Here is a 22,114-nt window from a genome sequence, read left to right as displayed (position 1 = left end):
GATACAAATCTATTTATACTCAAAACTCGAAGAAGAGTCTGATGAAGCTCACTGCCACGATTCTCCCGATAAAGGTGGGCAGGTACTCTGTGGCCCTTAACAAGGAGGATGCTGCAGAGATTGGTGTTGTTGAGGGAGACAGGGTCAGGATTGCGAGAAGAGGGAGGAGCGTTTCGGCGAGCGTTCAGATTGCGACAGGTCTGATTGCGAGGGGCAAGATTGGCGTTTATCAGGACGTTGCGGAGGAGCTTGAGATCGGTGAGGGTGGCGAGGTTGAGGTTTACCCGGTTTCGAGGCCAGTGAGTGTTGAGCTGATAAGGAAGAAGCTCGAGGGAAAGAAGTTCACGAGAGATGAGCTGCGCGAGATCATAGAGGACATAGTGGAGAACAACCTTACAGAAGTGGAGCTCACGGCCTTCGTTCTCGCGAACTACCTTGTCGGGATGGACTTTGATGAGATCGAGTGGATGACGAGGGCGATGATCGATACTGGAGAAACGATAGAGTTCGACAAGGGGATCGTGGTGGACAAGCACAGCATAGGCGGTGTTCCGGGCAACAAGGTCAGCCTGATAATCGTTCCGACGGTTGCATCTGCCGGGCTGCTGATTCCAAAGACTGCGAGCAGGGCGATAACCTCCGCAAGCGGGACTGCCGACACGATGGAGGTGCTCGCCAACGTCAACCTCTCCGTCTCTGAGATAAAGGAGATCACCGAGGAGGTTGGAGGGGTGATTGCATGGGGCGGAGCGACGAACATAGCCCCTGCAGATGACAGGATAATCAGGGTTGAGTACCCGCTCTCCATAGACCCGCGCCCCCAGCTCCTCGCGAGCGTGATGGCCAAGAAGGGGGCGATAGGGGCGAGGCACGTTGCGATAGACATTCCCGTTGGCAATGGCGCCAAGCTGCCGAATGTTGCGGAAGGTAGGAAGCTTGCAGGGGAGTTCGTGGAGCTTGGAAGAAGGCTTAACCTCAACGTCTCATGCGCGATAACCAACGGCTCCCAGCCAATTGGCAGGACTGTGGGACCGGCCCTTGAGGCGAGGGAGGCGCTGAAGCTCATGGAGGACAGGCAGGGGTCATCGAGCCTGCTCGAGAAGTCTCTCGGCATAGCTGGAATGATATTCGAGATGGCCGGGCTGACGTCAAGCGGCTACGAGATGGCTAAGGAGCTTTTCATGAATGGCAAGAGCCTTGAGAAGTTCAGGCAGATCGTCGAGGCGCAGGGAGGAGATGGAAACGTGAAGTCGGACGACATACGGCTTGGAGAGGAGAGGTACGTCATAGAGAGCAAGTTCGAGGGTGCGGTTGTGGACGTGATCAACAGCAGGATAGTCAAAATCGCAAGGCTCGCCGGCGCGCCGAAGGACAAGGGTGCTGGAGTTTACATACACAAGAAGCGCGGAGAGGTTGTTAAGCCGGGAGAGCCGCTCATTACGATTTATGCCGAAAAGGGCTGGAAGCTGAACAACGCGGTGGAGTTTGCGGTTGAGAATCCTCCCGTGATAGTTTCCGGCATGATTCTTGAGAGATATCCTTCCTTCAAGTACGTGTAGTGGGGTGAGCGCTGTGGACGTTAAGGACGGTCTTAAGGATGTAGTTGCGACTGAAACGAGCATTTCAAGAATAGAGCTTGTCGACGGTAAGGCCATCCTCGAGTACAGGGGCTACGACATTCACGAACTCGCCCAGAACTCGACCTACGAGGAGGTGGCCTACCTTCTGCTCTTCGGAGAGCTGCCGTCCAAGAGCGAGCTTGAGCTCTTCACGGAGGAGCTCAAGGAGAGGAGGGAGCTTCCACCGCAGGTTGTGGGGCTGCTTACTCACCTCTCGCCGTTCAGCCACCCGATGGTGGCCCTGAGAACGGCTGTCAGCTACCTCGGAACCATGGACAGGAACATCGCATACACGAGCCATGAAATAAGCATAGAGAAGGCAAAGAACCTTATAGCCAAGTTCCCGACCATCGTGGCCTACTTCCACAGGATAAGGATGGGCGAGAAGCTCGTTCACCCCAACGACGATCTGGGGCATGCGGCCAACTTTCTATACATGCTGCACGGAGAGGAGCCCACCGAGACGATGGTGAGGGCGATGGATCTGGACTTCATCCTGCACGCAGACCACGAGCTGAACGCCTCAACGTTCGCTGCGAGGGTGGCAGCCTCAACGCTTGCGGACATGTACGCGTGCGTTGTCGCTGCTACAGGAACGCTGATAGGTCCGCTTCACGGTGGAGCAAGCCAGAGGGTCATGGAGATGCTGAGAGAGGTGGCTCTCCCCTGGAGGGCTGAAAAGTACGTTCAGGAGAAGCTGGAGAGGGGAGAGAGGATAATGGGATTCGGCCACAGGGTCTACAGGAACGTGATGGATCCAAGAACGATCGAGCTGAAGAAGCTCGCCAAAAAGCTCTCGGAGGAGAAGGACTCCAAGTGGTACGAGATAAGCGAGGCCATAGAGGAGGCCGTGAGGAAGCACAAGAACCTGCTGCCGAACGTTGACTTCTACTCGGCAAGTGTCTACGCGAACCTCGGAATCCCGGACGATCTTTTCGTCAACATATTCGCCATCGGAAGAATTTCGGGCTGGACGGCACACATAATCGAGCAGTATGAGAACAACTCCCTGATCAGGCCGAGGGCAAAGTACGTCGGGCCTAAAAGCAGGAAGTACGTTCCGCTGAGCGAGAGGTAAAACAAATTTTTTATAATCTTTTCTCACGTTTCGTTTCAGGTGGTGATTATGGCATTCGAGTTAGCCGAGAGACTCAGAAGGCTTCCCCCTTACCTGTTTGCTGAGCTCGACGAGATGAAGGCGAGGAAGGAGAAGGAGGGCGTGAAGGTCATAGACTTCGGAGTTGGAGACCCTGACCTGCCAACGCCAAAGCATGTTGTCGAGGAGATGAAGAGGGCGGTTGAGAAGGTCGAGAACCAGAAGTATCCCAGCTATGCTGGCAAGCCCGAGTTCAGAGAGGCTGTGAGCAACTTCTACAGAAGAAGGAAGGGTGTGGATGTTGATCCCGATAACGTGATCGCGCTGATAGGGTCAAAGGAGGGGATAGCCCACCTCCCGCTTGCATTTGTCGAAAGCGGAGATTACGTGCTCTACACCGAGCCCGGTTATCCTGTCTACCACTCCTCCACCCTGCTCGCCGGAGGCATTCCCTACGAGCTCCCGCTCAAGGAGGAGAACGGTTTCCTGCCCGATCTGGAGAGCATTCCGGAGGATGTTGCCAGAAAGGCCAAGATCATGTTCCTGAACTACCCTAACAACCCCACCACCGCTGTGGCTGAGATGGACTTCATAAAGGAGGTCGTGGACTTCTGCACGGACAACAACATAATCCTCGCTCACGATGCTGCCTACAGCGAGATCGCTTTTGACTACAGGCCGAGGAGCTTTCTTGAATACGAGAATGCGATGGAGTGCGTGATAGAGTTCGGCTCGCTGAGCAAGACCTACAACATGACCGGATGGAGGATTGGTTACGCCCTCGGCAATGAGGAGGCCGTTAAGGGGCTGCTCAAGGTGAAGACCAACGTGGACAGCGGGGTTTTCAACGCCGTTCAGGATGCCGGTATCGCGGCGCTGAACGGGGACGACGGGGTTATAGAGGAGAACAACAGGGTCTACAGGGAGAGGAGAGACAGGCTCGTTGAGGGGCTCAGAGAGCTCGGGTTCGAGGTGGAGAAACCAAAGGCCACGTTTTACGTCTGGCTGAAGGTGGGAATGCCGAGCATGGAGTTCGCCAAGAACCTCCTCGACAAGGCCGGCGTGCTCGTGACTCCGGGAGTCGGCTTCGGAAAGAGCGGAGAGGGCTACGTGAGGTTCGCCCTGACAAGGGATGTGAACGTCATTGACGAGGCCCTGAAGAGGATGGAGGGTGCTGGAGTTGTTTGAGGCAAGAAACGGGGTGCTGCACATAGAGGATGTTGACTTCAGAGAAATAGTCCGGGCCACGGGCACCCCTGTTTACGTGACATCAAGAATGCTGCTTGAGGAGAACATTCAGACATACAGAACCCACTTCGGATGGGCGAGGCTGCTTTACGCGGTGAAGGCGAACAATAACCTCGCCCTGATGAGGATATTCGCGAGAGCCGGATTCGGGGCTGATGTTTTCTCGGCCGGTGAACTCTACCTCGCCCTTCTCGCAGGCTTTGACAGAAACTACGTGCTTTTCAATGGCAACTCTAAGAGCGACGAGGAGATTGAGTTTGGAGTTAGGACTGGAGTGAGGTTCAGCGTGGACAGCATTGACGAGCTTTACACAATCTCCGAGATAGCCTCGAGTCTTGGAAGGACGGTCAGAATTGCATTCAGGGTCAATCCTGACATAAGCCCTGAGACCCACCCGAAAATAGCTACCGGTCTAAGAACGTCAAAGTTCGGGATACCGTCCGAGGAGATTTTTGAAGCTTATAGGCTCGCACTCGAACTCCCGGCAGTTGAGCCCGTCGGGGTTCACTGCCACATTGGAAGTCAGATAACCGACACCTCTCCCTTCGTCGAGGAACTCGAGAAGATGTTTGAGATCGCCAAGCGGCTGGAGGAGATGGGGGTTTCGCTGGAGTTCCTCGACATGGGTGGCGGATTCGGGATAGACTACGAAGGAGATGGTAGAGCTGAGGTTGGTAGGTTTGCAAGTGCTCTCAGGCCAATCTATGAGAGAGGGGTTGCAGAACTCAAGTCAAGGCCGGAGCTCTGGATAGAGCCGGGAAGGAGCTTGGTCGCAAACACCACCGTTCTGATAACCAAGGTGAATTCTGTGAAGAGAGCCTACAAAAACTTCGTTGCGGTTGATGCTGGCTTCAACCTGCTCCTGAGACCGGCGATGTATGATGCTTACCACAGGGTCGCGGTTGCCAACAAGTTTGGGCTCGAGGGGGAAGAGGTCTACACTGTCGTTGGACCCATATGCGAGTCCGGAGACGTTCTCGCCAAGGACAGAAAGCTACCGAGGGTTGAGAAAGGGGATTACATCGTGGTGTTTGACGCCGGTGCGTACGGTTTTGCCATGAGCAGCCAGTACAATGGCAGGCCGAGGTGTGCGGAAGTCCTCGTGGACGGCAGTAGCTTTCGCGTCATAAGGGAGAAGGAGGGCTTTGGAGATCTTATATCCAAGCAGGTCATCCCCGAGGATCTGCTCTGAGTTCGTCAATTATAAATAATTTTAAATTCCACTTCTCTCATGGGCAGCCTTATTGCCGCCGTTGACGTTGGCACCACCTCGATAAAGGCCGGGGTTGTTGACACCGACGATTATTCTGTCAGGAGCTTCTCGTCGAGAAAGGCCGAGGTGATTCATCCGAGAGAAGGATTTGCTGAAAAAGATCCTGAGAGGCTCTGGAACACTGTGGCTGATTTGCTGAGGGAGGTTTGCGATGGGCACGACGTTGACGCTCTCGTTTTCACGGCTCACATGGCCGGGATAGTCCCGCTCGACTTGGAAGGGGAGCCTGTGGGCAACATGATCATATGGCTGGACGAGAGGGGCAAGGGCTATCCGAGGGAGCTCTGGTCCGGCCCGCTCAGGGTTCAGGGCTACAACCTCCCGAGGCTCCTCAGGTTTCTCAGGATAACAGGTGGCGCTCCGAGCAGAACGGGGAAGGATGTTGTATCAAAGCTTGCGTGGATGATGGAGAACGAGCCTGAAAGGTTCCGGAAGGTAAGCAGGATTCTGGATGTGAAGGGCTATCTGATCTACAGGGCGTGCGGGGAGATTGTTACGAGTCAGGACGAGGCGCACCTGACATGGCTCGCTGACACGAGGAAGGGGAAGGCGGAGTGGCATGTGGGCCTGATGAAGGAGTACGGTCTTTCACCAGACCTGTTTCCCGAGATAAGGGACAGCACGGACATCGCAGGCAGGGTTGGTGAGAGAGTTGCGGGAGAACTCGGGATCAGCCCCGGGACTCCGGTTGTGGTTGGAGCGGGAGATATGTGCACAGCAGCAATAGGGTCTGGGGCGATAGGTGAGGGCGAGGTGCACGTTTACATCGGCACGAGCGACTGGGTGGCGGCGCACATCTCGAAGAGGAAGGCCGACCTGAAGCACTACATTGGCACGCTGCTGAGCGGGATTCCCGGAAAGTACCTGCTCGTTGCCGAGCAGGAGGTGGCGGGAGGGGCGATAGACTGGCTCATGGATCTGACCGGGGTTGGTAGCCATGAGGAGGTGGAGAGGATTGCGAGGGCAGAGACGAACCTGCTCTTCACTCCATGGTTCTTCGGAGAGCGAGCACCCCTTGATGACGGGTACATCAGGGGAAGTCTCGTGAACCTCAGCCTTAAGACCGGGAAGGGAGAGGTCTTCCGGGCACTTATGGAGGGAATCGCCCTCAACATAGGCTGGGCGTATGAGATCGTTGAGGGGATAGTTGGAAGGCAAGCGGAGGTCAAGGTGACCGGTGGCGGGGCAAGATTCGATGTGCTGTGCGAAATAATTGCAAGCACGCTCAATAGGCAGGTTGTGAGGACTGCAAGCCCTGAGATGGCCGGTCTGAGGGGACTTGGAGTCATCGGCTCTGTTGCCCTCGGAAAGGACACGTTCGAGTCTGCTGCGAGCAAGTTCAGGTTTGACAGGACCTTTAAGCCGGATGAGAGGCTTGTGAATGTGTACAGGAAAAAAATGAAACACTTCAGGGACTACTACAAGAAGACGAAGGGGCTGTTCAGGAGCCTCAACAAGGGCCTATTCTGAGGGCCTGAATATCACCTCGTTTATCATGCTCCTCAGCACCTGCTCGACCATCTCCGGCGGGAGGCGGTGTATCAGCTCGTTTACCGGAGTAAGGTCATCGGGCAGCTCACCGGGCCTCATGCCAAGGGCACCCTGAATGTCCGAGAGAATTCTCTCGACATCGTATTCGGCCTTAACACCCTTCACCTCCTCGACAGACGCCCTGAGGTCGCTCAGGAACTTATCTACCACCCTCCCGTGCCCCGGATTTATTGTCAGGTGAATGCACTTCGGATACCCCAGTTTCTCCGAGCCGGGCTGCGACTGTATGTACCACCCTCTCCTCTCCATCGCGCCTGCAAGCAGGAAGACGTCCACGATATCTGACTTGAATGCCAGAACACTTCCCTCCGGCTTTCCTATGATCTCCAGCCCAATTTCTGGCAGCTCTTTCTCGAGCCTCTTCCTGACCTTCAGAACCCTCGCTGCCAGCTCCGTGTATCCCTTCCTTCCCAGATGCCTCATCACCGCCCAAGTGGCAGCGAGAGTTCCCGCTGAGCGGGTTGATAGGACTGCGGTGTTCACGAGCGGATACCCCGGCCATGAGGACATGACGAATATCTGCCCCTCTCTCAGCCCGGAATTTCTGTAAAGGACAGCCGAAGCTCCTCGAGGGGCATATCCGAACTTGTGGAAGTCCGCGGAAATTGACGAGACCCCATCCAGTGAGAAGTCGAAGTCCGGGATCTTCTCCCCGTTCTCCCTCATGAACGGAAGGATGAATCCTCCAAGGCATGCGTCCACATGAAGCCAAAGCCCTTTTTCCTCGCAAACCTCTGCAACGCTCCTCACATCGTCCACAACGCCAAATGGGTAGTTTGGTGCCGAGCAGACAACCATGCAAGTGTTCTCGCTCAAAGCCTCGCTCACCGCATCACCATTAGCCCTCCACTCCTCGTCCGTCTTCACTCTAACAGCTTTCAGACCGAGATACTCTGCGGACTTGTAGAATGCGGGATGGGCAGTGTCTGGCAGGACTATCTCCGGAACTGCGCTTTTTCCATGCTCCTTTCTGAACCTCTCTCTCGCGGCCTTAGCGGCGAGCATGATACTCTCAGTCCCTCCGTATGTGAAGTTTCCGACCGTTTCCTCATCACCTTTAAGTATCTCCCTCGCGAAGCAGATAACGTCGTTCTCCATCTTCAGCACGCTTGGGTAGACCGTGAAGTCGAGCATGGTCTTGTCCATGTACATGACGTAGGCCTTCCTGACTATCTCAATAACGTCCGTTAGTCCCGAGTAATACGTGTGACCCCACATTCTCCCGCTTAGGGGGTCAAAATCATCTTTTGAGAGCTCTTCAAGCTCTCTCAGAACATCGTCCTTTCCCAAACCTTCTTCCGGGAACATCTATCCATCACCCTCTTAGCACATTTCTGCTTTCCATCATGTGGAGTCTGCTGCTATCACCATATAATTTTCGATGATTTATCGTTGATTTACCACCACTCTCAAACGCAACAGTTATATTCAAATTGCACCCATCCTGAAAGCAGAGGGGTCGTGGCGTAGCCAGGAAGCGCGGCGGGCTCCAGCGGTGTGATGACTGATGGGTCTGCTGAGCGGTGATGATCCGCTGGAGTGCTGACCCGGGGAGACCCGCCAGTCGTGGGTTCAAATCCCACCGGCCCCATTTTTATATGGGTTCAGAAAAAAATAAGTAAACCTATGTGGCCGTTATTTTTATGCCATACAAGGGCGTAGAGTCCTTTAATATCGAAGAAGACTGCGTTAAAAAGTGGGCTTATGATTTGAGGCCTTCCACAGCGAGAAGTTACGTTTATTATTTCCTCAAATATCTCGAGTGGGTTAAGGAATCTGGGTATTGGAATTCTGCTGAGGAAATGTTGAACGATGCTAAAAAAGGGGATCAGGATGTTCTTTATACACATTTGGACATTCTTCTGGAGTACATCAAGCAGCAGAAAACAGGGGTAAAGGACAGAAAGAATAGATTTCAGGCAGTTAAGAGTTTCTATGAGTACCATCGGGTGTTCTTGCCAAAGTTATCGAGGCAGGAGATGAATAGGGTTTTTCAGCCAAGTGAGGCAGATAAACTCAGAGCGATTACGTTACCGCCTCTGACCATTGAGGAGCTGAGGGAGATAATAATTCACGCCCCACAGCCATACAAGGCAGCATATATGGTTTGTTTTCAGGCAGCTCTTGCGGCGGCGGAGTACGACCAGTTTAATAAATTTGCATGGAGGCAGATTATTGACAAGCTCGATGAAGAGGGCCCGGTTAGAATAGACCTTTTCAGGTCTAAAGTTAGCAAAACGGAGGTTAGGAAGTACTATACTTTTCTGGGAAAGGATGCGAAGATGCTGATCAAATCTTGGTTAAAAGAGCGGCCGGATTGTGACAGGGATGAGCTTTTTGTGGTTTACAACCGTAGGAAAAAAGAGTACGTCCCGTTGACCTCTCGATTGCTTGGGAATATGCTGACGAAAATTGCGAAAAGGATTGGAATTATAGAGCAGAATGGTTTGAATCGCTATCATGTTCATCTCCATGAGTTCAGAGATCTGTTTAAGTCGCTTTGCACTTTGTATGGTGTTAATGCTGTTGCAAGCGAGTTTTTCCTTGGGCACGTCATCGACAAGCTTGGTTATGACAAGAGTCCAGAGTATGATGTCGAATGGTTTAAGCAGGAGTATCTGAAAGTTGAGCCCGTTTTGAACCTACTTTCGAACGTTGGGGCGAAGGAGATTGAAAGAGCGAAAGAGGAAGTTAGAGCTGAGTTCAATAAAGCGCTTGAGTCCGTGGTTCTTGAAAATCGGGCTTTGAAGGAGAGGCTTCAGAAAGTTGAGAAAGCACTCAAGACGTTTATGGAAATAGCTATGACAGATCCTGAGGCCTTGCCTATGCTGAAGGACTTTTTAGATCGGAAATAATTTTTTAGCGGTTTTATATACTGGAAACCTATTTTCTGTTTTAAAATGAGGCGCCAGCACACAGAGTTTGCAGTATTGCTCGCACTCTTTGTTGTTCTGGAGTTGCTACTTGACGCCCTCGCTGGGGACTGGTTGAAGCAGTGGATTCAGCAGCATTTTGGCACAATACCCGCAGCGCTGGGTTTTGTAGCGGTGCTGGCGCTGATATGGGTTAGAGTTAGCAAGTATGAGGCGTTGGCGGGAATGAGCGGGAGAAAGAAGGGGAAAGGAGGAAAGAGAAAGAAAGGGTGAGGTGAGATGGCGAGAGGGAGTTTTAAGCGGTATTATGGGGGCGCCTACAGGAAGGGGAACGTGAGCATATACGAGGCTGCCCTGTTTGTGGTCTACGTGATCGCAGGTATTGCGACGTTTGGACTGGGCAGCATAAATCTGGCGTGGGTGACAGACTTCAGCTTCTGGATAGTGCTGTTCAGCGCCCTCGGTGTGTTCGCTCTGGACAAGCAGGTGAAGAAGAACCAGAAGGTTACAGCCCTTGAGATCGGAGCTCTGAGCGTGGCTATTGGCTTGCCGCTTGCGGCTGCTGGGTATCTTGCAGGCATCGGGATAGACATAAGCACGTACCTGACTGACCCGGTGAACAGCTTTATCATGCTGATCGTCAGCGTGGGCGCTCTGATAGTCGCAGCAAAGCAGGACTGAACTTTAACACTATTTTTTAACAGAGGTGGTGGCGGTGAGCGATAAGAGAAAAGCAGTAATGGCGGCTTTGATGCTTACAATGTTGATAGGGCAAACGGTAGCAGTCCCGCTCGTTTTGCCATTGATAGCGGCTGGTTTCGTAGCTTCAACCGTTTTCGGTTATTGGCTTGGAATCTTAGACTCAGAGAACTATCAGGAGTTAATTGATGATCTACAGGCTCAATTAACGTCAAACACGATTCAGAATGACATTGACACTCGTTTGTATCTGCAAGAGATTTATGCGAGAGATAACAATATAATCAGCCTTGGTCAAGATTTGCTTAAGTATTCAGAAAACTATGCATGGGCTTTGGCTAAATACAATGCTCTTAAGGTCATTGATTATGAATTGACCCAAAACGGTAGTGATTTCGTAACTGCAAAGACCTTAGCAAAGCAAAAAGCACACGAGGCGGTTTATAACTACTATCTGAACCTGACGAAGAACATAATAGCGCTTGCTAATGAAAGCGCTGAGCTGGTCAATTATTCTGTAGGCTACTATGTGCAGAATATAGGGGTCAGCGATATAGTCATTGATGTTGTGGACACTCAGATTGGGCAGGTATCGACTGAGACAGTGGATAAAGTAGAATATCATCCTTCGTGGAATCAGAAGGTTTTGGCTTTCCGTTGGGTTAACGGTAATTTGAACCTCAATCAGGAGAACTGGGTTAAAGATTACTTGGTTATCAGGACTTCAACGGTTACAGTCCTGGGTGACACTTATTCAATTAAAAGGCCGTTTGCGTGGTTTACATACAACGGATATAATAACGGAAATTGGTATCTTGCGACCATAACGGTTGTATTTAATGGAACTGAGACAGTGTATGACTTTAATCAATATCAGACCATACTTAACCAGATTGACAGCGAGTATAACATGGTAAATGCGAACATAGACGCTTATATCGACGGGCTGGCTCAGGATTACGTTAATCAGTGGAATATCACGGCGCTAATTGACCCCTACATTCTCGCAAGCATGCTTAACAATGACCTTAACCAGACGGGTTATTATGGCTATGCTTCGGCAGAACTGGCACTGATGGGGCTTAACACGACTGGAATCAACAAAACGATAAACATAACGGTCTATGATGCGAATGGCAACGCTACAACACTTGAAGGCTGGCTTTTCACGGACTGGACGGGAACACTTGAAAGTGGGCAGAACTACACAGCAGACAGCAATTACCTATGGTTCTTTGTCAGCGATGGTGGACTTTATGACTTGAAGGGCTATAATTTCACAGTTGGAGCTATCAAAGACTGGCAGGGTAACGAATTAACAAACGTAACGCTTACAAGGTATGTCAGCCACAGCGGGGACGTTCTCAAAATGTATGACGAGCTGGCACAGATAAGACAGCTTTACGAAGAATACATCAATAACCTGCAGGCAATGGCCGCAGGAGGCTCAGGTGGAGGCTCCAGCCTCTCCGAGTGGTGGGCATCTCTTGATCAGGCAGCAAAGATTGGCATCATAGCAATTGGTGCAGTTGGAGTTTACGCAATTCTTGGAAGGAGAAGGTAAACTCTCCTTATTTTTTACACGGTGATTCTCATGGCCAGGGCGTTAATTCTTTTTTTGATTTTATTGGTGCTTCCCGTGGCTTCAGCGGACTACATCGACATGTCCAAGTTCGCCAAGCAGAACACCACGGTTCAGGAGCTTGGAAAGTTCAGCAATCAGCCCGATCTGGTTTACTGGAGCAATGAAACGAGGAAGTTCATAACTGGAACGGGGAGCAAGTGGGACATTGACAGGTGGGCATACGTTGTGGACTACGATCTTGATGAGGGCTGGATTCTAATCTATGCCAACAGAACCGAGCCGGTGACTGTGGTTGATGTCTTTGGCGGAGTTTGGAAGAAGACAACCATACACAAGGGCTACAATCGCCTGAACTTCTCAGGGGTGCAGGAGTACGCAGGGCTGAAGGTCGTAACGGTTGGTTCTCCGTGGGGTTTTGCAATCCTGAAGCAGAAAAGGGATCTCTTTTACTTTGAGGACTATCCCATTGCGATCCTTAAGTCAGAACTTGCCAAATTCGGCTGGCAGAGGGCGGCTGGGGCTCTGGGAATCTTCTTGGTCGGCTTTGCTTTAAGCTACTGGCTGAAGAGGGACAGGCTCCTGATAAGCTTCGTTGATAATCTGATAATTCTTGTTGCCTGTGTTGTTCTGATCTTAGCGATTTTAAGCGTTGACTACACAACTGCAGCGGTAAGAATTCAGGCAGGCAACACGACGATAGTTAAGCAGATTCCTGCCTTGGAGCTTAACAGGGAGAAGATCAGGGACATGTACAACTGGGCTTTTGCGGTCTTCTTTGTTCTTGGCTTTATCTTCGCGAGGTATCTGGCAGAATATGAAAAGCTGTATCTTGCGATTGTCGACTATTCGAGGCCTATCAGGCTGTATGCGCTGCCGTATTTGTCCAAGAGAGGGCTTGTCAGAGATCATGACAACAGGCTGGCAAGGGTCAGTTTTAAGGATGACTTCAAGCAGCCTGTGAGCTTCGAGCTCGACGGAAAGAGCGTCAAGGGCATTCTCGCCGTGAAGGTGGAGGATGAGGTCTACAACAGCAGGGCGGAGTTTAATCTGAGGTACAGCCTGATCGCGTTCTTTGCCATGCTGGTCATCAGCGTGGTGGCGGATTTCCTGAATGTCTTCAGAATTGATCTGGCTTATTCTCTGTTCCTTGCGGTGCTGACTGCTATTATCTTCAACGTCAGGGCGATAAAGCAGCACTTCAGCCTTGAGGTCACAAAGACGAAGCTCGTTGAATGCAGTGAGATAATGAACGAGGACAACTACACCAGGATGCTCAAGAGCGCTCAGATCAAGCAGATTGCCGAAGACTACAACAAGCTTCTCAGGGCCTACGTCAGGGAGAAGATCACGATGCCGAGGAAGACCATCAGCGAGCTCTTGAGTGTTATCAGGGAGATCAAGGGTGGTGGCGATGAGTAGAGTGAACTTAAAAGCTAATGACAAGGTGGAACAGCTTAAACGCTTCATCAGCTACAGACTGGGCAGAAAGCTTGGTCTTGGAACCTTGGTTTTTGATCCCTTTGGTGATAGGCTTATTTTTCTCTTAGACATTGCGGAGAAGGAATTTGGCAAGGAGGCGAGAGAGGAACTTTTTGACTTTTTAGAGCCATACCACAAGATGAGGGTTTTGAAGACTCTGCAAGGTGAGGCTGTAAAGCAGAGGTTCTGGATAGCGGCAAGTGATCTGGCCAAGCAGGATGGGGGAGTAGAGGAAGGAGAAAGCGGGGATGACGACATTTTGAGCCTGTTTGATGACGTGGAGGGATTGGATGAATAAGCTCATGAATGCGATAAATTCTGCGATAGAGAATGACGGCTTCCTTTTTATCGGGATTCTTGGTGATAAGGGGCTTGGTAAGACTGTACTGGGCATGAACATAACATACGACATCCTGAGAGACTGGCGGGCTGTGTTGAGGCACATGGTGTTTACCATCACAGATTTCAGCAATCTGTCGGGGAGGAGCGATCTGATACGTCATACCGATGGCAGAATTAAAGCGGTGTTGTGGGACGATTTTGCTTTGCACACGTCATCGTATGGTTTTACAAAAAAGGGAGAAAGAGAACAGCTTATTGACTTTATAGAGGATTTTGAAGTTGTCAGAGAAGAGGTTGCTGTTCTGATTGTAACTGCAGCTACCTGGGAAATGATCCCTCCAAAGCTCAGGGATGCTGCTCACATCTTCATACAGATGACAAAAAGGGGGAAAGGAGAAGTATGGGCAAAGCAGAGAGGATGGCTGTTTCTTAGGAAGGACTACAAGAAGATTGGAGAAATTGAAAGTCAGAAGATCCCTGATGAGATCTATAACGAGTACAGGGAGATGAAGCGCAAGGCCAAGAGAGTCAAGGAAAAGATGACCGTGATCAAGCAGAAGGAGAGGGCGAAAAATTTGGCGAATGAACTTTCGCCAGAGGAGTGGGAGGACGTGGATCTGCTAACCGCTTACGGGATCCTCGACATGCACGGCAACCTGACAGAGTTCGGAAAGCTGGTCAAGAAGTATGCAGAGGAGGCAGGGGTGGATCATGGCGGTGCCCATATTACATATAATAGGTGGTATGTGCGTGGGATGGGAAAATCCCACTTTCAGCAGGTGAGTAAAGACAGCTCTAAAGTAGATGGTAAAGGAAGGGTCAGCATTCCACACAGCTTGAGGCGGAAGTATGGAATAGAGCAGAGGGATATATTTCTGTGGCTGGACTTCGATGGCTTTGTTATTGGAGTTCCGGATCAGCATTTTGAGAACTTCATGGACTACTTCTTCAAAAGAGAGGAGGAGGCTGAAGCATGACGGACTTCCTGAGTGCTTCCCCCCTCCTTATTCTTGCAGCCCTTGCGGCGGTTTCGTGGCTGACCGAGAGCAGGGCAGTTAAGCTCATTACCCTGCTGTTCTTCTTTGGTTATCCATTAGTGCAGGGCAAAACGGTAATGCCAGGGTTTGATTTAAACCAGGTTCTGGATTTCATTTTGAACACCGTAAATTACTGGCTGAGTGAGGCCCTGAATGCCTTGGTAGAATACATAAAGCAGAAGATTAGCCTTCTGTAGCCTTCTTTCAATTCTTGCAACATTTTAAAAAGAGAATTTCATGAAATAAAACATATTCACATTCACCGTGGGGTCAAGCTTTATAATATGAGATCTAATTTGCCGTTTTGGGGTGGGAGTAATGCAGGACTATCGCTTTCGTGTTCTGATAAAGAGTGGAAATGGCAGGGATCACGCCGTGGCGGTTGATGCGAGGAAGATAGCGCTTAGGAACAACATTTCGAAGGTCAACGGAACGTATAAGCTTGACTTGGAGCAGATTAAGGTTGAGATGGGAGAGGATCTGGCTATGGAGTTCTGGGAGATCCTGATGTACATGCTGCCTTTGGAAAAGGTTAAAAGGGCTATTGAAGAGTTTGCCGAGAGGGTTAGCTTTTGAGACCGGGAAGATAGCTTTATAAATGATAGATCCAACAATGATTTGTATGCAAACTGTTGCCAGTAAAAGAATTCTCGAGGATCTTAAGGAGCTCAGAGACAGGTTGGACTCACTCATTGAGACCTTAGAAATAATGAGCGACGAGGAGCTGATGGAGTCTTTAAGAAGGTCTGAAACCCAGCCAGAGAAAAGGGAGTTCAGGGAGTTTCTGAAAGAGCTGGATATTGACGCTTAGTAGCTCTTTTTTCTGTGAGCAACTGCCAATAAAATGACTTTCCTTTCGTTTTCGTTGATTTCATAAATAATCCGGTACTTCCCCACCCTCAAAGACCTCAATCCCGAGAGGTCGTAGGAAAGAGGCTTTCCCAAATACGGGTTTTCTTCCAGCTTCAGAATGGCTTTGGCCAGCCTTTCGGCTAATGGTTTATCTTTTTTGGTTAGATCCCTGAACTGGCGTTCAAATTCTTCTTTTGTTACGATTGTCCAAGTCATGTAATCGAATGTTTGTGTTCCTCTTTATTATCCTAATCCTCTATGACTGGTATGAAAAGTGTGAGTTGTCTGAAGTTAGCCCCTCTCTATTCTAACTTTTTCAATAGCCTCATAGAGATCTCGTATCGGCTTCTCCGTTTTACTCTTCAGCTTAACAAAGTATCCAAAGGACGTTAGAGTGAGAATAAATCTCCGCTCATGCCACCAAGCTATTAGAGCGAGTACTCCAAATATTGCCAGACCGACAGAAATGAGCTGCTTAATCACCTTTTCGAACAGAATAAAGCTATCATCTGGCGGTATGAAGTAGAATATTCCTGAGAAGATAAACAAACCGATTGCCGTTGCCAAATAACCTGTCTTTGGATCCCACCGATACCTCATGGCGTTGATGTATTGCGGCAAAAGACTTTCGACATCATTATCTCTTCTGATCACAATTCTGTCTTTAGTAACCCTCACTTCGGCGGTTTTAGTTTCTCCAGAAGAGGCGACATATTCGAGTTTTGTGGAGTATATCACTTCTTCACCCTCCATCTACATCACTCCTCCTTTAGAGGCTATTTATTATGCTTAAACAGACCTCGCCGATTATAGTAATTCATTTTTATCTGCCTCTATAATATTTTTAGTTAAAGTTTCTAAAATCCAAATACTCCAAACGATACGATCTACAGACGTTAAGCTAAGGAAAACAACCAGATAAAAAAGATAACCGTTAGTTGTCCAATTGAAAATTATGGTGAGTAGTGAAGTGATTGCCGTGGCGCCTGAAAATTTTATAGCACTATAAAACACGTCATAAGTCTTTGGGTATTGTTTGGACTTTTTGAACCTCTCTAAGATCTCTCTTGTTTCTGGCTTAAATTCGACAGAATACAAGAAAAAAAGTAGTATGGTTACTCCAGTTATTATGAATCCCGTCAAGCCACCAAATAATGTAACCATTGTCAAATAAAAGGATGTAATTTTCTCGCCATCAATTTTCTCAAAGGGATTAACAGTAATGGCAAGAATTAGCGTAAAGATTAGTACTACTATCAAATCGATTTGCATGAAATTTCTTTTATATATCGCTGGTATTTTCTGAATTTTTTCTTTTAAGCTTTGTTTCTCATTCTCTTGAGACATTGTTTATTCCTATAACTTCTTTTATTTCATCTTTGTGGTCATAGTAGGCTTCCTTTATTTTTTCGAACATATCAGACGAGTCAACACACCGGTATATGTCCAAGCGTGTGACTGTTTTTTTCGATACAATCAATTCGTTGAGGAGATCTAACCACTCAAATTCTCCGGTTTCGATATTTTTTGCTTTGATTTGTAGTAGGCTGAAAATGTCTGTGACATCTCCCCTTCCTAATATCTTCTTAAATTGCTTTGGAACTATCCCCAGAATGCCTTTTCTTTTTCTATAATCGGGCTTTAGCACAATATATACGTCTTTTGAGTTTGTTGCTTTTCCTATTGCGTTTATTGCGTCTGGTAAGGATTCATCAAGCTCACGGAATATTTCGGATTTATTCGGATTGAACCTCATTTTTAAAATTTTGATCTCGTCGTATTTTTCCAGTTTAGAGGAAATGTCCTTTCTCATGATTGGCTGCATTATAACTCTATCAACATGTTCTCGGGCTACTCTTTGTAAATACCAGCTAATTCGTTGAGGTCGTGGCCCATAAAAATTGTACTCGACACCAATGATATGGCTATTTCCGAGTTTCCAGATTATGAAGTGGATTGGCTCATAGAGCCCTTCATTTTCTGGGTCAATTTCTATTCCTGAAGTGTCTCCCGTATCCTCTTTAAAAATGAGTGGTAGAGCGTCTTTTCGTATTAAACCAAGCATACCTCTAATGGGGTACTTGGCTGAGTCCAATAACATACACATGTGGTCTGTGCCTCCATCAATTGGCAAAATCCTTCCATCTGGGGATAGGCTATAATCAAGTTCATTGATATGTCTGAAGATATGTTCTAAACTATTGACATGCTTTCCATCTTTTGCTACTTTTATAGTATAGAAGTAAATTTTCCTCTCTACTGACGACGCCATGATGTGCAATAATTTTATTTTTCTATTTAATGTTTGCTATTTCCCTAATTATCATCCAACAATTCGTTGATGAATTTCTCGGGGTCTTTTGGGGGTGCTTTAGAGTAGTAGTCTTCAAACTCTTTTTCCATTTGTTCAAGTAGCTGAACGATCTTTTGGCCGAGAGGTGTAAGCTCGTAAATTTTTGACCCAGTCGGAGTATCGAAAACAAGTTTGATTTGGATGAGGCCAAGGTTGGACAGTTCTCTTATTCTGTGACTGAGTGTTTTCTTGTCTTTTGCAACCTCAAGCAGGTTGCTCCATCTTTTACCTCCATCTTTAAGCCTAAACAGTATATCTAAACTTTTGGAATGGCTTAGTGTGTTGATTATGGAACTGATTGGCCTTTCTACCATTCTCTCAACCCATCAGCCTCATAAAAGATAACCTCTCAACGTCTCCAGTCTCTTGCTCCTCCCTTGAAGTTCTGAGAGGAGCTTTTCAAACTTATCAAGGTTTGAGTTTATGACCTTATGCAAGCGGTTTGGGTCATTCGGTAGCCCCATTCTCCTCAAATCTACACCAGCCTCTCGTGCTGTCCGGATGATCCACTCTTCCAAATTAGGGCAAACAACGATTAGATAATTACCGTTTCGGGGATCCAATAGTAGTTTTAAATCGTGTTTCTCTTCTTCGACTCTTAGTGATTTAATATAGCTTGGCTGCGAACTTCCGGGGTCTTCATCCACCATGCCTTTTGAGTTTTTAGTTCTCTCAAGTTTTTTGCAGACATTGCCTTTACTGTGTGCATGAATCACGTCTCTTTTTCGGACTCCTAACGATATGGCTAAAGATTCATCCGGATAGCACTCCACATAAAGCACTAAAACCCCTCCAGAAACCTCTGAAGGTTGAAGAAGACACTCGCATCCAGATCAAGGATTTCGGACTTCTGTTCGTCGGATAGAGTTTTAACTTTGGTCTGGTAGTCTTCAAAGTAGGTTACGAAAATCTGCACGTCTTTTTCCGGTGCTTTTCCCAGGATTGAGAGCAGCAAGTATGGATTGTGGGTAGATATGAAATACTGGTTGGACTCATCGAGAGCGATCCTCTCTGCGAGGAATTTCGTATAAAACGGAAATGCATTAGCCTCAGGCTCTTCGAAAATGAGGATTGAATCCTTGTTGCTCTCTATTGCGGTTATGTAGAAGATTATTCTCTGTAGAGTGTCTGAGATCAGAGAATAGGGGTATGCTATGACGATACCATCTATCTCTTTTTGAACTTCTATTTTCTTTTCAACTGGCTTAAAGACGGGTTTCAACCCAAACTTGTTGAAGACTTCGAAAATAAGTGATTTTAGTTCTTTGTTGGCAAGCAAGACTGTTAGGAGATTTTCTCCATCTGGAGGATAGAGGAAAGACGGATTATCTCCCGGGAATTCGCTACGCACCCGGAATTTGTAGTATTTGAATGGTGTCATTGCTATCGGTGGTGCAGGTCTAATTCTATTTGCCCCAGTGTAATTGAATCTTGCGTATACCTGATTTGCACTCTCTAAAATAAACTCGCCATTCTCGAATCTCAATTCCAAGAGATTGCTATTGTCGATGGAAATACTAATTCTTTCCCCCAAATCCAGATCATAGAAAAGATTCAAAAGGTTCTCATATCGGATAAACTCTCTTAAGTCTGTATTACCGTATGCAACCCATGACAATAGTCCCAAACTCTCTAAAATGTTCGATTTACCAGTATTCGGTTCTCCAATGAAAACATTGATCCTTCTGCAATCCAGCTTTACATGCTTGATTGATTTAAAGTTCCGAATCTCAAGAGTTTTCAACATCTCCATATTCTCCTTTTTCTCCCTCATTTTTCACCCTCCATCAACTCCCCAATAAACTCCTCCGGATCCTTAGTCGGCGCCTTAGAATGATACTCCTCAAACTCCTTCTCAATCTGCTCCAGAAGCTGAACAACTTTTTTACCAAGAGGAGTGAGCTGATAGGCTTTCGAGCCTGTAGGAGTATCGAAAACGAGTTCTACTTCAACGAGACCGAGATTTAGCAGTTCTCGTATTCCCTCGTGGACATATCTTTTGTTGATTAGCTTTTCCAATTCACTCCATCTTTTAGGACCTTCGTTTAAAGCGTAGAGTATTGTTAAAATCGGCTTCTTCGTTATTTTTCGAATTAACATGTCTTCTACTTTTTTCACCAACTTAGTTTGCGTTTTCGCAAATTTAGATTGTAGTGTGTGCTATTGTGAAGATGGTTTGTAAAAACACAACGTTTAAATAGTTGTATGTAAAATTAAAAACATAGTCTGTAGAGGTGAAACACTATGCAGGTGTGGAGCAACATCCCGGATGAGTGGGGGCCCAAGGTCAAGAAGGCCGCAGAGATCATGGGTGTGAAGGGAAACGTGAGCAGATATATCTGGCTCCTTGTCTGGCAGAACCTCAGAGAGCTTGGACTCCTCGGCGTGAAGAACGGAGAGGGTGAGACTGTTCTGCAGGAGGGCTGAGTTATGAGCTTTTTGGACAACCTGAGGGAAGGTATAGGTAATCTCAAAGAGAAGGTCAGCTCAGCAGGCAGAAAGTTTGAGTCCGGTGCCAGAAAGGCAAGCAGAGCAGCAGGCTCAGGCGCTCGGAAAGCTGCAAGGGCGACAGTCGGACGTGGTGGGGGTAGAATCAGCATCATTGAGTTTTTCGTGGGTGCTGTGATCTACACAGTCACGGCTCTCGTTTGTTTTGGCTTTGGAAGTCCGGATATTGCGATATTCAGGGATTTTGCACCGCTGGCTCTCGTTGTTGGTGCACTGCTGGTTTACGGAGCAGACAAAGAGTCTGTGTGGGACACAAGCCTCATCGAGATCGTCCTCCTTCTTGGTTCGATAATTCTCCCACTAACTGCTGCAGGCAACTTGCCGTGGATTGATCAGTATCTTGGGCTGAGCTCTTTGATTGCAGACGTTACGAGCGCGTTCATCGTCTTCATGGGCTCTGTGCTGATGCTGATTCTGTCTGCGAGGATGGATTAAGGAGGGCTGACTCATGCCGGTCATTGACCTCTCAGGCATTGAGCGGGCAAGGGGGCAGTACGTGGACATGATTCTGAGAGTCGAATTCGTCAGGGCTGATGAACTCCTGAGAAGGCAGAGGGAGAGCCTGATCGATGTCGACTGCGATGCTGAGGTCTGGGAGGGCTGACCATGGCGGTCGTCTATGCTTTTGAGTGTGCGTTCTGCGGTTCGAAGATTTCCGAGGGTGAACTCGTCCTCCTTGGCTGCTGCCCTCTGTGTAAGGACTGCTATGGGAGGCTGAGGAGGAAATGAGGTGCCACGAGTTCACGGTCTGGAGTCCGTTCAGGTGCAAGCTGAGGAAGCCGCAGAGGTGCAGGCACTTCGACCCTGAGAGGGCCGAGTGCACAAGGCCGTGGCTGAAGGGGGCGGTTCAGCATGCTCACGCTTGACGACTTCATCGAGGCCGGAGCCTGTCCGTGTGGTGGAGGGCTTGAGAGGACACGGACAGGCTGGAGATGCACGAGGTGCGGGTGGGAGATCATCGAGGCTGGCGGAGATGCCTGAGGTCAAGTATCCGGGGCTGAACAGGATGGCGGAGGAGCTGAGCAGGATCCTGAACAAGCACCCGGCAGCAGTCAGAAACACCATTCTGAGCAACGTGAAGCACCTGCTTGAGAACATCCCGCCCGAGGAGCTTCTCCCAATTTTTGAGGAGGAAGAGGATGAGTGAGGATTCTGATGTGATTGATAGGTTTTGCGAAGCTATTGAGGCCTTTAGAGGGTGGTGGGAAGAGAATAGAGCAAAAAAGGTGCTCCCCTCCCATGAAGGGGATCGAGCCGGTGCAATCCCGGCGGGGAGCAAAACCATGAGAGGTGTGGCGTATGGCAGAGGCTAAGGAGAAGGTGGATAAAAAGGTTGGGGAGAACGGGGAGAAGGTCAGGAGGCCGGTTGAGACCGTGAACGTGTACACCAGCAACGGAATTCTGAGCTTTTCAGTCTGGGAGGGCGGAAGCATAAGCGTGAGGGTCAGCAGGAGGAAGGACAACGGAGATGAATACGAGACGGTCTGGAGCGGCAGGATCAACCCCGTGGACTTCATAAGCCAGTTCGGAGAATTGCGAACAGTCGCAAAGACCGCACAGGACGAGCTGAAGAAGATTCTCGGTCAGGAGATCTGATTT

33 protein-coding genes and 1 tRNA gene are annotated in these 22,114 nt (G+C 48.8%); 25 read left to right on the top strand and 9 right to left on the bottom strand.

What is annotated here, in order from left to right:
• The first annotated feature begins 41 nt into the window (after positions 1-41).
• The 5 genes from GAH_RS01295 to GAH_RS01275 are packed head-to-tail and all read left to right on the top strand — an operon-like array spanning position 42 to position 6,706.
• A complete protein-coding gene (locus tag GAH_RS01295) occupies positions 42-1,559 on the top strand; it encodes an AMP phosphorylase (protein ID WP_048094337.1) in 1,518 nt (505 codons plus the stop codon).
• A 13-nt stretch (positions 1,560-1,572) separates the two neighbouring features.
• Positions 1,573-2,697: a citrate/2-methylcitrate synthase gene (locus GAH_RS01290; protein WP_048096623.1), complete on the top strand. Its 1,125-nt coding sequence runs from the start codon at positions 1,573-1,575 to the stop codon at positions 2,695-2,697.
• Between the two features lie 48 nt (positions 2,698-2,745).
• Positions 2,746-3,903, top strand: a complete 1,158-nt coding sequence (locus GAH_RS01285; protein ID WP_048094336.1) for an LL-diaminopimelate aminotransferase — start codon at positions 2,746-2,748, stop codon at positions 3,901-3,903.
• Positions 3,896-5,155 carry a diaminopimelate decarboxylase gene (gene lysA / locus GAH_RS01280; protein WP_048096620.1) on the top strand — a complete coding sequence of 420 codons (1,260 nt, stop codon included), beginning with the start codon at positions 3,896-3,898 and terminating at the stop codon, positions 5,153-5,155. The genes GAH_RS01285 and lysA overlap by 8 nt, the downstream gene beginning before the upstream one ends.
• Positions 5,156-5,194: 39 nt before the next feature.
• Positions 5,195-6,706 (top strand): xylulokinase, encoded by a 1,512-nt coding sequence (locus GAH_RS01275; RefSeq protein ID WP_048094335.1) that lies wholly within the window; start codon positions 5,195-5,197, stop codon positions 6,704-6,706.
• Here the strand turns inward: GAH_RS01275 and GAH_RS01270 are convergent.
• Positions 6,698-8,095: a pyridoxal phosphate-dependent decarboxylase family protein gene (locus GAH_RS01270; RefSeq protein WP_048094334.1), complete on the bottom strand. Its 1,398-nt coding sequence runs from the start codon at positions 8,093-8,095 to the stop codon at positions 6,698-6,700. The two genes, GAH_RS01275 and GAH_RS01270, sit on opposite strands and share 9 nt — an antisense overlap.
• 147 nt (positions 8,096-8,242) lie before the next feature.
• On the opposite strand from GAH_RS01270, the gene GAH_RS01265 reads away from it, so the two are divergent.
• The 11 genes from GAH_RS01265 (at position 8,243) to GAH_RS01215 (ending at position 15,613) form a co-directional block, all read left to right on the top strand.
• A tRNA-Trp gene (locus GAH_RS01265) sits at positions 8,243-8,378 on the top strand.
• A gap of 52 nt (positions 8,379-8,430) precedes the next feature.
• Positions 8,431-9,642, top strand: a complete 1,212-nt coding sequence (locus GAH_RS01260) for a hypothetical protein (protein WP_156967353.1) — start codon at positions 8,431-8,433, stop codon at positions 9,640-9,642.
• 45 nt (positions 9,643-9,687) lie between these two features.
• Complete coding sequence (locus GAH_RS01255; protein ID WP_048094332.1) at positions 9,688-9,933, top strand: hypothetical protein; 246 nt, start codon at positions 9,688-9,690, stop codon at positions 9,931-9,933.
• A gap of 6 nt (positions 9,934-9,939) precedes the next feature.
• On the top strand, positions 9,940-10,341 hold the full coding sequence (locus GAH_RS01250) for a hypothetical protein (RefSeq protein WP_156967352.1): 402 nt from the start codon (positions 9,940-9,942) through the stop codon (positions 10,339-10,341).
• A 34-nt stretch (positions 10,342-10,375) separates the two neighbouring features.
• Positions 10,376-11,923, top strand: a complete 1,548-nt coding sequence (locus GAH_RS01245; RefSeq protein WP_156967351.1) for a hypothetical protein — start codon at positions 10,376-10,378, stop codon at positions 11,921-11,923.
• A gap of 66 nt (positions 11,924-11,989) precedes the next feature.
• Entirely contained in the window at positions 11,990-13,363 is a 1,374-nt protein-coding gene (locus GAH_RS01240) for a hypothetical protein (protein ID WP_048094329.1), read from the top strand.
• Complete coding sequence (locus GAH_RS01235; protein ID WP_048094328.1) at positions 13,356-13,721, top strand: hypothetical protein; 366 nt, start codon at positions 13,356-13,358, stop codon at positions 13,719-13,721. Before GAH_RS01240 ends, GAH_RS01235 begins: the two co-directional genes overlap by 8 nt.
• Entirely contained in the window at positions 13,714-14,742 is a 1,029-nt protein-coding gene (locus GAH_RS01230; RefSeq protein ID WP_048094327.1) for a hypothetical protein, read from the top strand. The genes GAH_RS01235 and GAH_RS01230 overlap by 8 nt, the downstream gene beginning before the upstream one ends.
• Positions 14,739-14,999, top strand: a complete 261-nt coding sequence (locus GAH_RS01225; protein WP_048094326.1) for a hypothetical protein — start codon at positions 14,739-14,741, stop codon at positions 14,997-14,999. Before GAH_RS01230 ends, GAH_RS01225 begins: the two co-directional genes overlap by 4 nt.
• A 112-nt stretch (positions 15,000-15,111) precedes the next feature.
• Positions 15,112-15,378, top strand: a complete 267-nt coding sequence (locus tag GAH_RS01220; protein WP_048094325.1) for a hypothetical protein — start codon at positions 15,112-15,114, stop codon at positions 15,376-15,378.
• 46 nt (positions 15,379-15,424) lie between these two features.
• Positions 15,425-15,613, top strand: coding sequence for a hypothetical protein (locus GAH_RS01215; protein ID WP_048094324.1), 189 nt, complete (start codon positions 15,425-15,427; stop codon positions 15,611-15,613).
• Here GAH_RS01215 and GAH_RS01210 read toward each other — a convergent pair.
• The 8 genes from GAH_RS01210 to GAH_RS01175 form a co-directional block, all read right to left on the bottom strand.
• Positions 15,610-15,870 carry a type II toxin-antitoxin system RelE family toxin gene (locus GAH_RS01210; RefSeq protein WP_048094323.1) on the bottom strand — a complete coding sequence of 87 codons (261 nt, stop codon included), beginning with the start codon at positions 15,868-15,870 and terminating at the stop codon, positions 15,610-15,612. The genes GAH_RS01215 and GAH_RS01210 overlap by 4 nt on opposite strands.
• Positions 15,871-15,945: 75 nt before the next feature.
• A complete protein-coding gene (locus GAH_RS01205; RefSeq protein ID WP_048094322.1) occupies positions 15,946-16,407 on the bottom strand; it encodes a hypothetical protein in 462 nt (153 codons plus the stop codon).
• A gap of 54 nt (positions 16,408-16,461) precedes the next feature.
• Positions 16,462-17,001, bottom strand: a complete 540-nt coding sequence (locus GAH_RS01200) for a hypothetical protein (RefSeq protein ID WP_048094321.1) — start codon at positions 16,999-17,001, stop codon at positions 16,462-16,464.
• Positions 16,985-17,926, bottom strand: a complete 942-nt coding sequence (locus tag GAH_RS01195) for a DUF6731 family protein (RefSeq protein ID WP_048094320.1) — start codon at positions 17,924-17,926, stop codon at positions 16,985-16,987. Before GAH_RS01195 ends, GAH_RS01200 begins: the two co-directional genes overlap by 17 nt.
• A gap of 44 nt (positions 17,927-17,970) precedes the next feature.
• A complete protein-coding gene (locus tag GAH_RS01190) occupies positions 17,971-18,321 on the bottom strand; it encodes a winged helix-turn-helix transcriptional regulator (protein WP_048094319.1) in 351 nt (116 codons plus the stop codon).
• A gap of 18 nt (positions 18,322-18,339) precedes the next feature.
• Positions 18,340-18,789, bottom strand: a complete 450-nt coding sequence (locus GAH_RS01185) for a hypothetical protein (protein WP_048094318.1) — start codon at positions 18,787-18,789, stop codon at positions 18,340-18,342.
• Positions 18,789-19,781, bottom strand: a complete 993-nt coding sequence (locus GAH_RS01180; protein WP_052747710.1) for an AAA family ATPase — start codon at positions 19,779-19,781, stop codon at positions 18,789-18,791. Before GAH_RS01180 ends, GAH_RS01185 begins: the two co-directional genes overlap by 1 nt.
• Complete coding sequence (locus tag GAH_RS01175) at positions 19,778-20,125, bottom strand: winged helix-turn-helix transcriptional regulator (RefSeq protein WP_048094317.1); 348 nt, start codon at positions 20,123-20,125, stop codon at positions 19,778-19,780. The genes GAH_RS01180 and GAH_RS01175 overlap by 4 nt, the downstream gene beginning before the upstream one ends.
• Before the next feature lie 126 nt (positions 20,126-20,251).
• Here GAH_RS01175 and GAH_RS01170 point away from each other — a divergent pair, with 126 nt between their 5' ends.
• Genes GAH_RS01170 through GAH_RS01155 form a run of 9 tightly spaced genes read left to right on the top strand, consistent with a single transcriptional unit; the run spans position 20,252 to position 22,111 of the window.
• Positions 20,252-20,434 (top strand): hypothetical protein, encoded by a 183-nt coding sequence (locus GAH_RS01170; protein ID WP_048094316.1) that lies wholly within the window; start codon positions 20,252-20,254, stop codon positions 20,432-20,434.
• 3 nt (positions 20,435-20,437) lie between these two features.
• A complete protein-coding gene (locus GAH_RS01165) occupies positions 20,438-20,950 on the top strand; it encodes a hypothetical protein (RefSeq protein ID WP_156967350.1) in 513 nt (170 codons plus the stop codon).
• 13 nt (positions 20,951-20,963) lie between these two features.
• Positions 20,964-21,119, top strand: a complete 156-nt coding sequence (locus tag GAH_RS10625) for a hypothetical protein (protein ID WP_156967349.1) — start codon at positions 20,964-20,966, stop codon at positions 21,117-21,119.
• A 2-nt stretch (positions 21,120-21,121) separates the two neighbouring features.
• Complete coding sequence (locus GAH_RS11005) at positions 21,122-21,244, top strand: hypothetical protein (protein WP_281173930.1); 123 nt, start codon at positions 21,122-21,124, stop codon at positions 21,242-21,244.
• Positions 21,241-21,381 (top strand): hypothetical protein, encoded by a 141-nt coding sequence (locus GAH_RS10620; protein WP_156967348.1) that lies wholly within the window; start codon positions 21,241-21,243, stop codon positions 21,379-21,381. The genes GAH_RS11005 and GAH_RS10620 overlap by 4 nt, the downstream gene beginning before the upstream one ends.
• Positions 21,368-21,496 (top strand): hypothetical protein, encoded by a 129-nt coding sequence (locus GAH_RS11000; RefSeq protein ID WP_281173929.1) that lies wholly within the window; start codon positions 21,368-21,370, stop codon positions 21,494-21,496. The genes GAH_RS10620 and GAH_RS11000 overlap by 14 nt, the downstream gene beginning before the upstream one ends.
• Positions 21,489-21,662 carry a hypothetical protein gene (locus GAH_RS01160; RefSeq protein WP_156967347.1) on the top strand — a complete coding sequence of 58 codons (174 nt, stop codon included), beginning with the start codon at positions 21,489-21,491 and terminating at the stop codon, positions 21,660-21,662. The genes GAH_RS11000 and GAH_RS01160 overlap by 8 nt, the downstream gene beginning before the upstream one ends.
• Positions 21,640-21,828, top strand: a complete 189-nt coding sequence (locus GAH_RS10615) for a hypothetical protein (protein ID WP_156967346.1) — start codon at positions 21,640-21,642, stop codon at positions 21,826-21,828. Before GAH_RS01160 ends, GAH_RS10615 begins: the two co-directional genes overlap by 23 nt.
• The gene (locus GAH_RS01155) at positions 21,815-22,111 is read left to right on the top strand and encodes a hypothetical protein (RefSeq protein ID WP_048094313.1); all 297 of its coding nucleotides are present in this window, start codon (positions 21,815-21,817) and stop codon (positions 22,109-22,111) included. Before GAH_RS10615 ends, GAH_RS01155 begins: the two co-directional genes overlap by 14 nt.
• The last annotated feature ends 3 nt before the right edge of the window (positions 22,112-22,114 follow it).

This window comes from Geoglobus ahangari (genome assembly GCF_001006045.1).
GTDB lineage: Archaea > Halobacteriota > Archaeoglobi > Archaeoglobales > Archaeoglobaceae > Geoglobus > Geoglobus ahangari.
Note: the sequence above shows the minus strand (reverse complement) of the source record. Positions and strands in the feature narration are given on the sequence as shown.